Here is a 13915-nt window from a genome sequence, read left to right on the forward strand (position 1 = left end):
CACCCCTCAGGTGTCGCACTCCAGCACCGTCCGGCACAGCCCGCACCGCGCCCGCACCCACCCCCGGACCGGGACCCTCACCCGCTGATGACAGACCGGACAGGAGAAAGCGACCCGCAGCCCGTCCGGCCCGCCCGTGAACACGTACTCCGCCCCCGCCTCCCCGGGGCCGCCCAAGCGGCCCCGGGCCTCACGCCGCTCCCGGGCGTAACGCCACCGGTCCGCCCGCCCCGCCCCCCGCAGCGGAGGCCGGCGCAGATCACGCAGCGCCTCGGCCCGGCCCACGGTGTACGCGGTGTACGCCTGCGGGCTGGTGAACCACACCGACGGATCCTCACCGAAGACCAGCGCCCGCTTGGCCAGGACGTACCCGAACTCCTCCGGCGTGAGGTAACCCAGCTTCTGGCTGGACACCGCGTCCTGCCGGAACGCGTCCAGCAGCAGCCACCCCGCGCCGAGATAGGCCGTCACCGTGTCGGTGAGGATCTCGTTGTCCCGCTCACCGGGGAACTCCAGCCCCAGCCGGTGCAGCAGCACATGGGTGACCTCATGGGCCAGCGCCGCGCCGACATCCCGCCGGTGGGTACGGAAACGGTCGTTCAGCTCGACGAAGTACTCCGGCCCCGCGGTGAGTTCGACCGCGGCGGCGTGCTCCATCCGCCGGAACCCCACCACGACCCTGGCCCGCGGCAGACGGAGGTGCCGGACCAGCGCGCCCGCCACCCGCTGCGCGCCGGGATACAGGTCGTCCGCGTCGCCGAACGCCACGTCCTCCGGGGCGATACCGGTGGCGTAACGGGCCACCCCCTCAGGAGACAGCCGGCGGTACAGCGCGGTGATCGCGGAGCGGACCGTCTCCAGATGCGGGAAACCACGGACCACCGGCCCGCCGCCGGCACCGGCCCCGCCCTCACCCATGTCCCCGCCCTCCCTCACCGCCACCGGCCGCCCCACGACAGGACACCCGCCGGGCGGACACACCCTCACGCGAAGGAGGACGCACCGGGGGACCGGAGGGTTGGCCGCCCCCGGAGACCGGACCGGACCGTCAGCCCTCCCGGACCGGCACCCCCGGCCCCAGCTCCAGCACCGGGCCGCCCGCCCCCTCCAGCTCCAGCACCCACACCTCGTTGGTGCCCTCACGCAGCACCGGACCCGGGACGTACAGGGTGTGCTGCGGACCCGCCGACCAGTAACGGCCCAGACAGAAACCGTTCACCCAGGCGAACCCCCGCGTCCAGCCGGGCAGCCGGAGCCCGGCATGGCCGGCGCCCGCGGTCCCGGACAGCTCCGCATACCCCCGGAACAGACCCGTGGGACCCGCCTCCCGCACATCACCGAACGGCACCCCCTCCACCGCACCGGGCTCCCCGAACGCGTCCAGCCGCAGCGCCCGCGCCCGCACCCCGTGCAGGAACTGCCGCTCGTGCAGCACCCCGCCCGTGATGCCCTTGGACTCACCCAGCCGCGGCCCGTAGTTGACCCGCCCCAGCGACTCCACCCACAACTCGACCCGGGCGGGACCCGCCACCGGCTCCGGCAGGGTGTGGTCCTCCTCGGTGAGCACCCCGGCCCGCACCCCGTCGACGTACACCACCGCCCGGTCCCGCAACCCCGCGACCCCCAGCGGGTACGGCCGCCGGGGCCCCGGCACCCGCACCTCGTACCGCACCAGCCCCCGGTCCACCCCCAGGTCCTCGAACGTCGGCGGGACACCGTGCGGGCCGGACTCCGGATCGCCCAGGGCGGCCAGCACCCCGGACAACGGCGCCCCCTCCGACAGGCTGACCCGCACCGGCCCCGCGAGCCCGGCCGGCGCGGGCGGCGGATCGGGCAGCGGCCTCTCCGCGTACTCCGCCAGCACCTCGCGCAGCGCCCAGAACTTGGGGGTGGCCCGCCCGTACTCGTCGACAGGCGCGTCGTAGTCGTACGAGGTCACCGTCGGCAGCAGCGCCCCGTCCTGCAACGGCCCCGAACGGTTCGCGCCCGCCCACCCCGCGAAACTCGTCCCCCGTGCGCCATGTACACATTGACCGACGCCCCGCACTCCAGGATCTCCCGCAGCTCCTCCGCCGCCCCGGCCGCGTCCCGCACCACCGGCTCGACCCCCCACTGCCCGAACCAGCCGCACCAGAACTCCATACACATCAGTGGCCCGTGCGGACGGTGCCGGCGCAGCACCCCGAACCCCTCACGCGCCCCGGAACCGAAGTTCGCCGTGGCGAGGACCCCGGGCACCGAACCACCCGACAGCATGTGGTCCTCCGGCCCGTCCGAGGTGAACAGCGGCACCGTCACCCCGCACCGCCGCACCAGGGCGGCCAGCTCCTCCAGATACACCAGGTCCGAGCCGTAACTGCCGTACTCGTTCTCCACCTGCACCATGACCACCGGCCCGCCGGCCGTCACCTGGCGCTCCGCCACCTGCGGCAGCAGCTCCCCGAACCACCGCGCGACCGCCGCCGTGTACCCGGCGTCCCGGGTCCGCACCCGCCGCCCGTACCGGCCCGTCACCCACGCGGGCAGCCCGCCGTTCTCCCACTCCGCACAGATGTACGGACCCGGCCGTACGACCGCCAGCAGCCCGGCCCCCCGCACCGCGTCCAGGAAACGCCCCAGCGCCCCCACATCACGGAGGACACCCGGCGACGGCTCATGGAGATTCCACGGCACATACGTCTCCACGCAGTTGAGACCCATCGCACGCAGCATCGCCAGCCGGTGCGTCCACTGCGCCTCATGGACCCGGAAATAGTGCAGAGCACCCGACAACAGCCGGAACGGCCTGCCGTCCAGGGAGAAACCATCGTCCACCACCGCGAAACCGGTCATCGTGCCGGGCACTCCTGTCCACCGATCGGGAACCGGCCCCCAGACTGGCCCCCGGACGGCCCGGCCGTCCACGGGGCGTGACCACCGGACCAGGGACGCACCGGACCAGGGGCCCACCGGACCAGGGGCCCACCGGACCAGGGGCCCACCGGCGCAGGGATCCACCGGTGCAGGAGGGAGCGGGGCCGGAGGCCCGCCCGGCCCGGTTCCGCGCACCGGACACCCCGGCAGGACCCGCCCCGATACGTCTAAGCTCCATGACCATGAACGAGATCGACGAGCCGGTACGCGCGGAACTGAACCGCCTGCGCGAAAGCATCGACAACATCGACGCCGCGGTCGTCCACATGCTCGCCGAGCGCTTCAAGGCGACCCAGCAGGTCGGCCACCTCAAAGCCGAACACCACCTGCCGCCCGCCGACCCCGCACGCGAAGCACGCCAGATCACCCGGCTCCGCCAGCTCGCGGAGAGCGCCAGACTCGACCCGGCGTTCGCGGAGAAACTGCTGAACTTCATCGTCGCCGAGGTCATCCGCCACCACGAGCGCATCGCCGAACAGACAGGCAACGGAACCCCCGGCACACAGGCCTGAACCCCGCCACGGGGAGCGCGGGACCAGCACGGAGCACGTGGGCCTGCCCCCGGCACATGGACCCGGACCCCGGCACGGGGGGCGCGGGACCAGCACGGAGCACGTGGACCCGGCCCCCGGCACGTGGACCCGGGGCCCCCGCACAGGGGGCGCGGGACCAGCACGCGGGACGTGAACCCCGGCACGGGGGAGCGGGCCCGGCACAGCAGGCGCGAACCCCGCCACCACACCCGGCCGACCCCCGTCAGCCCTGCGTGAACCCGCCTCCCCGCACCACAGCCCGTACGGCAGCATGACCCCCATGTCCGTACTGACGCGCGACGAAGCGCAGACCCGTGCCCACCTCATCGACGTACACCGGTACACCGTCGACCTCGACCTCACCACCGGCGAGAACACCTTCGGCTCCCGTACCACCATCCGGTTCACCGCCAGAACCCCCGGTGACACCTTCGTCGAACTCAAGCCGGAGACCCTGCACACCCTCACGCTCGACGGACAGCCCCTCGACCCCCACCACCTCGACGGCAACCGCTACCCCCTCCACGGCCTCACCGCCGGCCCCCACGAACTCACCGCCGACACGACGATGCGCTACTCACGCACCGGCGAGGGCATGCACCGCTTCACCGACCCCGCCGACGGCGAGACCTACCTCTACACCCAGCTCTTCCTCGACGACGTCCAACGCGTCTTCGCCGCCTTCGACCAACCCGACCTCAAAGCCGCCTTCGACATCACCGTCACCGCACCCCCCGCCTGGACCGTCCTCGGCAACGGCACCGCCACCCGGACCGCCGAAGGCCACTGGACCCTCACCACCACCCCACCCATCTCCACCTACCTCGTCGCCGTCGCCGCCGGACCCTGGCACTCCGTCACCACCCACCACGCCGGCATCCCCTTCGGCATCCACTGCCGCCGCTCCCTCGCCCCCCACCTCGACACCGACGCCGACGAGATCCTCACCCTCACCCGCGCCTGCTACGACCGCTACCACGAGAAATTCGACGAGCCCTACCCCTTCGACTCCTACGACCAGGCCTTCGTCCCCGAATTCAACGCCGGCGCCATGGAGAACCCCGGACTCGTCACCTTCCGCGACGAATTCGTCTTCCGCTCCGCCGTCACCGACACCGAACGCCAGACCCGCGCCATGGTCATCTCCCACGAGATGGCCCATATGTGGTTCGGCGACCTCGTCACCCTCACCTGGTGGGACGACATCTGGCTCAACGAGTCCTTCGCCGAGTACATGGGCTACCAGACCCTCACCGAAGCCACCCGCTTCACCGGCACCTGGACCGAATTCGGTGTCTCACGCAAAGGCTGGGGCTACGACGCCGACCAACGCCCCTCCACCCACCCCGTAGCACCCCACCCCGACGCCGTACCCGACACCGCCTCCGCCCTCCTCAACTTCGACGGCATCTCCTACTCCAAGGGCGCCTCCGCCCTCCGCCAACTCGTCACCTGGCTCGGCGAGAAGGACTTCCTCGCAGGCATCAACACCCACTTCGCCCGCCACAAATTCGCCAACGCCACCCTCGCCGACTTCATCGACAACCTCGCCACCGCCACCGACCGCGACGTCCACACCTGGGCCACCGACTGGCTCCGCACCACCGGCCCCGACACCCTCACCGCACAGACCGACACCACCCGGAACACCTGGACCCTCACCGTCCACCACACCGGAACCCGCCCCCACCGCATCGCCGTCGGCGCCTACGACCACACCCTCGACACCCACACCGGAACCACCCGCCTCGCCCCCCGCGAACACTTCGAACTCGACATCCCCCAACACACCCCCACCACCCGCCCCGGCCCCCGCCCCGCCCTCGTCGTACCCAACGACCACGACCTCACCTACGCCAAGATCCGCCTCGACCCCACCTCCTGGAACACCGCCCTCACCCACCTCTCCGCCATCCCCGACGCCCTCACCCGCGCCGTCATCTGGAACACCGCCCGCGACATGGTCCGCGACGGCGAACTCCACCCCACCACCTACCTCACCGCCGCCCGCACCCACCTCCCCCACGAAACCGACCTCGCCCTCCTCCAAGGCGTCCTCACCTTCGCCCACACCCACATCACCGACCGCTACCTCACCCCCACCGAACGCCCCACCGCACTCACCACCCTCACCGCCCTCTGCCGCGACCTCCTCCGCCGCACCGAAGGCCTCACCCCCAACGACTGGGAACACACCACCCCCCACACCACCGACCCCGGCCTCCGCCTCACCGCCGTACGCCACTTCATCGACGCCGCCACCCAACCCGACACCATCCAGGACTGGCTCCACGACGGAACCGTCCCCGGCGGACCACACCTCGACCCCGAACTCCGCTGGCGCATCCTCACCCGCCTCGCCGTCCTCGGCGCCACCGACACCACCACCATCGACCACCACCTCGCCGCCGACCCCAGCGCCACCGGCCAGGAAGGCGCCGCCCGCTGCCGCGCCGCCCTCCCCACCCCCGAAGCCAAAGCCACCGCCTGGAACGCCCTCTTCCACGACGACACCCTGTCCAACTACCTCTTCACCGCCACCGCCCAAGGCTTTTGGCAACCCGAACAGAGCGACCTCCTCCACGACTACGTCCACCGCTACTACACCGACGCACCCGCCCTCGCCACCCGCCGGGGCCCCGCCATCGCCGAAGCCGCCGGCCGCCACGCCTTCCCCGCCCACGCCATCGACACCGACCACCTCACCACCGGCACCACAGCCCTCGACGACCCCCGGCTCACCCCCGCCCTCCACCGCAAACTCACCGACCAACTCGACGACCTGCGCCGCGCCCTCGCCGTACGCCGAGCCACCACCACCCCCTGACCGGCCCCACACCCACCCACCCACCCCGCAACCGTGCCCGGCCCCCCACCACACGAGGAGCCGGGCACAGACATACGGAAAACGCACACCCACGGCACCCGGAAGGACACACCCCCCACCGACCGAACACCCATACCCCTTTCGGATCCAGATCGTTGAGCTAAGGGTTGCCTTTCAACCGGCCCCAACCGAAGAACACGGACCAGCCGACACGACCACCCGAAGGACCCCACCACCCATGCCCACCCCACCCCTCGCGGGCGGCACCGCAGGCCCCACCCACCTGCGCCCCCTCCTCGACACCGTCCTCACCGCCCTCCACGACGGCGCCACCCGCCGCAACGGCCCCCTCCCCGCCGGCGGACCCGACACCGTCACCCACCACACCCGCACCACCACCGGACCCGTCCTCCCCGACCACGGAACCGGCCCCCACCACGCCCTGCGCACCCTCGTCACCGCCCTCACCGAAGGCGCCGCCGACCCCGCCCACCCCCACTGCGCGGCCCACCTCCACACCCCACCCCTCGCACTCGCCGCCGCAGCCGACCTCGCCGCCTCAGCCCTCAACCCCTCCATGGACTCCTGGGACCAAGCACCCGCCGCCTCCGCCCTCGAAGCCGACCTCACCCGCACACTCGCCACCGAGATCTACCCCCACACCCCCCACCCCGACGCCGTCATCACCACCGGCGGCACCGAAGCCAACCAACTCGCCCTCCTCCTCGCCCGCGAACGCCACGGCCCCCTCCAGACCATCTGCGCCGCCAACGCCCACCACAGCATCACCCGCGCCACCTGGCTCCTCGGCCTGCCCCGCCCCGTCGTCATCCCCGCCCCCCGCGGCGTCATGGACCCCACCGCCCTCCACGACGCCCTCACCACCCTCACCGGCCCCCTCCTCGTCACCGCCACCGCCGGCACCACCGACACCGGCCGCATCGACCCCCTCGACCACATCGCCGACCTCACCACCACCCACGGCGCCGACCTCCACATCGACGCCGCCTACGGCGGCCCCCTCCTCCTCAGCCCCACCCACCGCCACCTCCTCACCGGCCTCCACCGCGCCCACACCGTCACCCTCGACCTGCACAAACTCGGCTGGCAACCCGCCTCCGCCGGCATCCTCGCCGTCCCCGACCACCACCACCTCACCCCCCTCCACCACCACGCCCCCTACCTCAACGCCGACGACGACACCGAAGCCGGCCTCCCCGACCTCCTCGGCCGCTCCCTGCGCACCACCCGACGCCCCGACGCCCTCAAGATCGCCGTCACCCTCCAAGCACTCGGCCGCGACGGCCTCGCCGACCTCATCGACCGCACCCTCACCACCGCACACCACCTCGCCGACCTCATCGACCAGCACCCCCACCTCCAGCTCTACGCCCGCCCCACCATCAGCACCGTCCTCTTCCGCCCCACCGGCACCGACGACACCCACGTCGCCACCATCCGCCGCACCCTCCTCGACCAAGGCCACGCCGTACTCGGCCGCGCCCACGCCGACGGCCGCCTCTGGCTCAAAGCCACCCTCCTCAACCCCCACACCACCCCCGAGGACCACCACCGCCTCCTCACCCTCGTCACCCACACAGCCACCCGCACCCGCACCACCCCGGCCCCCGCACCCCGCCCGGCCGCACCCCCCGCCCCCAGGACCCCCGCACCCCACACCACCACGGAAGGCAGCAACCCCCGATGACCGAGCCGGCCACCCACAAGAACACCCACCGGATCCACGACCTCACCGGTATCGGCCTCGGCCCCTTCAACCTCTCCCTCGCCGCCCTCGCCCACCACACCCCCGGCCCACCCCTCACCACCGCCTTCTACGAACAACGCCCCGCCTTCCACTGGCACCCCGGCCTCCTCATCGACGGCGCCACCCTCCAGGTCCCCTTCCTCGCCGACCTCACCACCCTCGCCGACCCCACCAGCCCCTGGACCTTCCTCAACTACCTCCGCACCCACGACCGCCTCTACCCCTTCTACTTCGCCGAGCAGTTCCACATCCACCGCGCCGAATACGACGCCTACTGCCGCTGGGTCAGCGAACAACTCCCCACCACCCACTTCAACCACCACGTCGACGCCATCCACTGGAACCCCGACCACTCCCACTTCGACGTCGACTGGACCCGAACCCACCCCGACAACACCACCCGCACCACCGGCCGCACCCACACCCGCAACATCGCCCTCGGCATCGGCACCGCCCCCTTCGTCCCCGAACCCCTCCGCCCCCTCACCGACACCCCCCACCTCCCCGTCATCCACTCCGCCGACTACCTCGACCACCGCGAACAACTCCTGAGAGCCGGCCACATCACCGTCATCGGCTCCGGCCAGTCAGGCGCCGAGATCTTCCTCGACCTCCTCCGCGCCCGCCCCCACGGCACCGAACGCATCCACTGGCTCGCCCGCACCCAGGCCTTCGCCCCCATGGAGTACTCAAAACTCGGCCTCGAACACTTCACCCCCGACTACACCCGCTACTTCCACGCACTCCCCGAAGACGTACGCGACACCCTCGTCCCCCAGCAGTGGCAACTCCACAAAGGCATCGACACCGACACCATCGCCGCCATCCACGACGAGCTCTACCGCCGCACCCTCCACGGAGGCTGGCCCGACGCCACCCTCACCCCCGGCGTCACCGTCCGCACCGCCGGCCGCCTCACCGGCAACCGCATCGAACTCCACCTCGAACACACCCAGCAGAACACCCGCACCACCCTCACCACCGACGCCGTCGTCCTCGCCACCGGCTACCGCGAACGCCCCCTCGGCACCCTCCTCACCCACATCACCCCCCACCTCCGCCGCGACGACCACGGCCGCCCCCGCATCGACACCCACTTCCGCCTCGACCTCGACCCCGCCATCACCGGCAACATCTACGTACAGAACGCCGAACGCCACACCCACGGCGTAGGCGCACCCGACCTCGGCCTCGCCGCCTGGCGCAGCGCCACCATCCTCAACAACCTCACCGGCACCAACCCCTACCCCCTCCCGCAGCGCACCGCCTTCACCACCTTCGGCCTCACCCCCCACCCCACCCCCCGCATCCCCGGCCAGCACCGGCCCCGCACCCCCCTCACCCACCACCACTGACCTCACCCACCACCACTGACCCACCCCGCCCCACACACCAGAACCCCACCCCAGCACCCGCACCCCGGCACCCGCACACACGAAAGCGGCCGCCCCCTCGAAAGAGGAGACGGCCGCCACCACACCGACCCGGTCAGAAAACCGGCACACCATCCCGCGTCAGACGCCACCCCACCGAAGCGAACTCAGCAGGATCCACCGTCCCCTTCTCCCGCACCCACCCGATGATCGTGTTCCGGATCTCCTCCGAATCCGCCCACACCTGCTCCGCACCCGGCACATGCGGAAAATTACCCCCGCCACTCGCCCGGTAATTGTTCACCGCGAACACGAACCGCGCCGCCGGATCCACCGGCGCCCCCTCGAACGACAACCCCACGATCCGCGAACCCACCGGCTGCGCGATATCGATGTCGTACGACACACCCGACACCACGTCGTAGTTGTAATCCGGAATACCCTCAGCATTCGTCAGCGCCGACGTGTCCACCGGCACCCCCGCAGCCGTCCGCACGTAATACCGCGCCGAATACTCCAGATAATCCTTCACCTGAGCACCCGTCAACAGCCGCGCCTCCAAGGTGTTCTCGAACGGATACAACCCCGCCGCATCCCTGATCGTCACCTCACCCGCCGGAATCCCCGCCGTACGCGAGAAACACGCAGCCTGCGACAACACCGGCAACCCCGCGTACGCCCCACCCGCCAACGCCGCCCGCACCGTCTCCACCTGCACCAGATTGATCAGATCGATGACCGGCTCGTCCTTCCACGGCGCATCCGCCGTCGACATCGCCGCCACCGACGTACCGATCACCTGATTCACATACGCCACCACCTTCGCATGCTCATCCCCGAGCAACGACGTGATCCGCGCATCCTCCTCCACCGTGTTCGAATTCAGCACCTGGGCCCCCACCTTCTCGACCACCCAACGCCCCTTCTCCCACACCACATCGAAATCGAACAACGTCAACCGCTGCCCCCACTTCAACGGCTCCGACAGAACAACCCGCTGCCCCGTCTCCTTGTTCGTCACAAAATACTCAGGGATCTCCGCATGCGCGTGCCCCACCAGAATCGCGTCGATCCCCGGAACCTGCTCCGCCATCAGACCCGCCGCATTCTCCACATACGGCACCTGATCCCCGTACGACGACGTACCCGACGAACCCGAATGCGCCGAAACGACCACCACATCCGCACCCATCGAACGCAACTTCGGAACCCACTTCGCCGCCTGCTCCTCAAGACCCGGGAACACCATCCTCCCGCCCACGTTCGCCTTGTCCCAGATCGCGATACCAGGATTCGTCAACCCCAGAACCGCCACCCGCACATCACGACCGTGCGGCGTACGCAAACGCTTGATCACATACGGAGTGAACGCCGGCCGCAACGACTTCGCATCCAGCGCGTTCGCCCCCAGCAACGGGAAATCACACTGCTCCTCGAACTTCCGCAGCAACGGAATCCCGTAATTGAACTCATGGTTTCCGAGCGCCGCCGCGTCATAACCGATCCTGTTCATCGCCGACGCCATCGGATGCACCGGCCCACTCCTCGCCGTGATCGGATCGACCTTCGCGTAGTAGTACGAAAGCTGAGTGCCCTGGATCGTGTCACCCGCATCGATCAGCAGCGTATTCCGCCGGCCCCGCTCCTCACGCACCCGATCCACCAACGTCGAGATCTTCGCCAGACCCACATCGTTGTGCGCCTTGTCGTCGAACTCCGCATCGGTGAAGTAATCCCAGTTGAACACGTTCCCATGGAGATCCGTCGTCCCCATCACCGTGAACGAGTACCGCCTCGCCGGACGGCCGCGCCCCTGCCCGACCCCCTCGCCCCCGGCCGCGGCAGCAGGCCCCGCCACCACCCCGCCCGCCAGCGCCGCACCAGCACCGGCAACAGCCGAACCACCCAGGAACGCCCTACGGTTCAACGCCATGCCCAACTCCTCGTCCACGTACATCCGAGCGAACAACGCGCGTAGATTCTGACCCGGCCATCCCGCCCCGCAACACCCCGCACAGGTTGCGATCTGATGACCACCGGCGACACCCCCGCCCCGCCACACCCCCCGGCGCCGCACCCCGCCCGGCCCCACCGGAACACCCCGCCCCCGCTCAGAAGAGCACCCGCCCGCACAACTAAACAGTTGTCAATAACCTTTCACCAAAAGGATGTTGGACTGTCAGACAGACCCAATTTCCTACCCGTAGGTAAGGTCTAGGGTCGAACCATGCGCCGAGCAAAAATCGTTTGTACCCTGGGCCCCGCAACCGACACATACGACCAGATCAAGGCACTGGTCGAAGCCGGAATGAACATCGCCCGCCTCAACCTCAGCCACGGCACCTACACCGAACACGAACAGCGCTACCACCACGTACGCAAAGCCTCCGAAGAAACCGGCCGCAGCGTCGGAATCCTCGCCGACCTCCAAGGCCCGAAGATCCGACTCGGCCGCTTCACCGAAGGCCCCGTACTCCTCGAACGCGGCGACGACTTCACCATCACCGTCGAACCCGTCGAAGGTGACCGCCACACCTGCGGAACCACCTACCCAGGACTCGCCACCGACGTCACCCCCGGCGAACGCATCCTCATCGACGACGGCCGCGTCACCCTCGAAGTCACCCACGTCGACGGACCCCGCGTCCACACCACCGTCATCGAAGGCGGCATGGTCTCCGACCACAAGGGACTCAACCTCCCCGGCGTCGCGGTCTCCGTACCCGCCCTCTCCGACAAGGACATCGACGACCTCCGCTGGGCCCTGCGCACCGGCGCCGACATCATCGCCCTGTCCTTCGTACGCACCGGACGCGACATCGACGACGTCCACCGCATCATGGACGAGGAGAACCGCCGCCTCCCCGTCATCGCCAAAGTCGAAAAACCCCAAGCCGTCGACAACATCGACGACATCGTCGCCGCCTTCGACGGCATCATGGTCGCCCGCGGAGACCTCGGCGTCGAAATGCCCCTCGAACAAGTCCCCATCGTCCAGAAGCGCGCCATCAAACTCGCCAAACGCAACGCCAAACCGGTCATCGTCGCCACCCAGATGCTCGACTCGATGATCGACAACTCCCGCCCCACCCGCGCAGAAGCCTCCGACGTCGCCAACGCCGTCATCGACGGCACCGACGCCGTCATGCTCTCCGGCGAAACCAGCGTCGGCACCTACCCCGTCGAAACCGTCGCCACCATGGCCCGCATCGTCGAAGCCGCCGAGGAAGACATCCTCGCCAAGGGCCTCCCGCCCCTCACCGAACGCAACAAACCCCGCACCCAGGGCGGATCCGTCGCCCGCGCCGCCGCCGAGATCGGCGACTTCCTCGGCGCCAAGTACCTCGTCGCCTTCACCCAGACCGGCGACACCGTCCAACGCCTCTCCCGCTACCGCTCACCCATCCCCCTCCTCGCCTTCACCCCCGACGAAGCCACCCGCGCCCGGCTGAACCTCACCTGGGGCGTGGAAACATTCCTCGGACCGCACGTGGACTCCACAGACGCGATGGTGGCCCAGGTGGACGAGGAACTGCTGCGCATCGGGCGGTGCGAGAAGGGCGACGTGGTGGTCATCACGGCCGGCTCCCCGCCGGGCGTCGCCGGCACGACGAACCTGGTGCGGGTGCACCACATCGGCGAGGACGACAGCCCGGCGTGACGGCCGTCGTCAGTACTTCGGCCCGACGTGAGCGTCCATGAGGGCGACGGACGCCCGTCGGGCTACGGAGATGTTGTACTCCTTGCCCGCACGGGTGCAGTGGGTCCACTCGATGCCGAGCTTGTCGAGGGTGTCGGTGTACAGGCGGCGGATGTCGTCCGAGACGTTGGTGAACCAGTAGCGCGGGTACTCGTAGCGCTTGCGCTCACCTCCGATGAGGCGTGTGGTCCAGTTGATGCTTCTGCAGCCGTCGGAGTGGATCAGGCCGCGGATGAACTCCCACGGGTGGGCGTCCACGATGTCCTGCTGCCAGGGGGCGAGCACAATCGGACGTTCGTGCTTCTTGCCCGGACCATGTTGAGGGAAAAGGCAAGTCCAGTGGCTTGTGAAGGACTTGACCTCGATGCAGCCGTCCCGATGACGTCGGCCGATGCGGGGCATGGGCATCACCTGCCTCATGGCCGCCTCGGCTTCGTCGATCACTCCGGGCCACGCCTTGTCGCAGAAGACCGACAGGTGATGTTGCCTGGGCTTGGAGACGATGTGGCCGTCGCCGAGGTACAGGCCCAGTAGATAGGCGTAAGCCACCCGGTCGAAGGTGCGGCCTGTGCAGAGGGGGCAATCGGTAGGGCGTACGTACTGCACTCCATGTTGTTTGCGGTCCTCGTGTAGCCACCAGCCGATCGTTCCACGAGGCACGTTGAGGAGTTCTGCGGCTGCCCGGTTGGTGACCCCGCTGCGCAAAAGGGCGAGCGCTTCGTCACGTATCGACGGATTGTGCTGTTCCATGCCGTGAAGTCTTGTGCGACATTCGCGAATGGGTGCCGGATTCGAAGAGGC

At 69.8% G+C, this 13915-nt stretch carries 8 protein-coding genes and 1 pseudogene; 5 read left to right on the forward strand and 4 right to left on the reverse strand.

Going from position 1 to position 13915, the window contains the following annotated elements:
• Positions 1–6: 6 nt before the first annotated feature.
• Both CP967_RS25940 and CP967_RS25945 read right to left on the reverse strand, forming a co-directional pair.
• Positions 7–918 carry a hypothetical protein gene (locus tag CP967_RS25940; protein WP_150490293.1) on the reverse strand — a complete coding sequence of 304 codons (912 nt, stop codon included), beginning with the start codon at positions 916–918 and terminating at the stop codon, positions 7–9.
• Positions 919–1048: 130 nt separating this feature from the next.
• Positions 1049–2832 (reverse strand): annotated as a pseudogene (locus CP967_RS25945) (glycoside hydrolase family 35 protein).
• Positions 2833–3089: 257 nt separating this feature from the next.
• Between CP967_RS25945 and CP967_RS25950 the strand changes: the two are divergent.
• The 4 genes from CP967_RS25950 to CP967_RS25965 all read left to right on the forward strand — a co-directional run bounded on the left by CP967_RS25950 (position 3090) and on the right by CP967_RS25965 (position 9396).
• Positions 3090–3425 (forward strand): chorismate mutase, encoded by a 336-nt coding sequence (locus CP967_RS25950; protein ID WP_150490294.1) that lies wholly within the window; start codon positions 3090–3092, stop codon positions 3423–3425.
• A gap of 301 nt (positions 3426–3726) precedes the next feature.
• Positions 3727–6273 carry an aminopeptidase N gene (gene pepN, locus CP967_RS25955; protein WP_150490295.1) on the forward strand — a complete coding sequence of 849 codons (2547 nt, stop codon included), beginning with the start codon at positions 3727–3729 and terminating at the stop codon, positions 6271–6273.
• 238 nt (positions 6274–6511) lie between these two features.
• Positions 6512–7981, forward strand: a complete 1470-nt coding sequence (locus CP967_RS25960; RefSeq protein ID WP_150490296.1) for a pyridoxal phosphate-dependent decarboxylase family protein — start codon at positions 6512–6514, stop codon at positions 7979–7981.
• Entirely contained in the window at positions 7978–9396 is a 1419-nt protein-coding gene (locus CP967_RS25965; RefSeq protein WP_150490297.1) for a lysine N(6)-hydroxylase/L-ornithine N(5)-oxygenase family protein, read from the forward strand. The genes CP967_RS25960 and CP967_RS25965 overlap by 4 nt, the downstream gene beginning before the upstream one ends.
• A gap of 133 nt (positions 9397–9529) precedes the next feature.
• On the opposite strand, the gene CP967_RS25970 is transcribed toward CP967_RS25965, so the two are convergent.
• Positions 9530–11347, reverse strand: a complete 1818-nt coding sequence (locus CP967_RS25970) for a bifunctional metallophosphatase/5'-nucleotidase (protein ID WP_150490298.1) — start codon at positions 11345–11347, stop codon at positions 9530–9532.
• A gap of 294 nt (positions 11348–11641) precedes the next feature.
• On the opposite strand from CP967_RS25970, the gene pyk reads away from it, so the two are divergent.
• Positions 11642–13075 (forward strand): pyruvate kinase, encoded by a 1434-nt coding sequence (gene pyk, locus CP967_RS25975; protein ID WP_150490299.1) that lies wholly within the window; start codon positions 11642–11644, stop codon positions 13073–13075.
• Between the two features lie 9 nt (positions 13076–13084).
• On the opposite strand, the gene CP967_RS25980 is transcribed toward pyk, so the two are convergent.
• Positions 13085–13864 (reverse strand): helix-turn-helix domain-containing protein, encoded by a 780-nt coding sequence (locus CP967_RS25980; RefSeq protein ID WP_150490300.1) that lies wholly within the window; start codon positions 13862–13864, stop codon positions 13085–13087.
• Positions 13865–13915 lie beyond the last annotated feature (51 nt).

Source organism: Streptomyces nitrosporeus (assembly GCF_008704555.1).
In the GTDB taxonomy this organism is placed as follows: domain Bacteria; phylum Actinomycetota; class Actinomycetes; order Streptomycetales; family Streptomycetaceae; genus Streptomyces; species Streptomyces nitrosporeus.

Bases quoted from the DNA above. Each gene is read 5' to 3' on its own strand.
- CP967_RS25970 (WP_150490298.1), bottom strand. From the start codon at position 11,347: ATGGCGTTGAACCGTAGGGCGTTCCTGGGTGGTTCGGCTGTTGCCGGT.
- CP967_RS25965 (WP_150490297.1), top strand. From the start codon at position 7,978: ATGACCGAGCCGGCCACCCACAAGAACACCCACCGGATCCACGACCTC.
- CP967_RS25950 (WP_150490294.1), top strand. From the start codon at position 3,090: ATGACCATGAACGAGATCGACGAGCCGGTACGCGCGGAACTGAACCGC.
- pyk (WP_150490299.1), top strand. From the start codon at position 11,642: ATGCGCCGAGCAAAAATCGTTTGTACCCTGGGCCCCGCAACCGACACA.
- pepN (WP_150490295.1), top strand. From the start codon at position 3,727: ATGTCCGTACTGACGCGCGACGAAGCGCAGACCCGTGCCCACCTCATC.
- CP967_RS25960 (WP_150490296.1), top strand. From the start codon at position 6,512: ATGCCCACCCCACCCCTCGCGGGCGGCACCGCAGGCCCCACCCACCTG.
- CP967_RS25980 (WP_150490300.1), bottom strand. From the start codon at position 13,864: ATGGAACAGCACAATCCGTCGATACGTGACGAAGCGCTCGCCCTTTTG.
- CP967_RS25940 (WP_150490293.1), bottom strand. From the start codon at position 918: ATGGGTGAGGGCGGGGCCGGTGCCGGCGGCGGGCCGGTGGTCCGTGGT.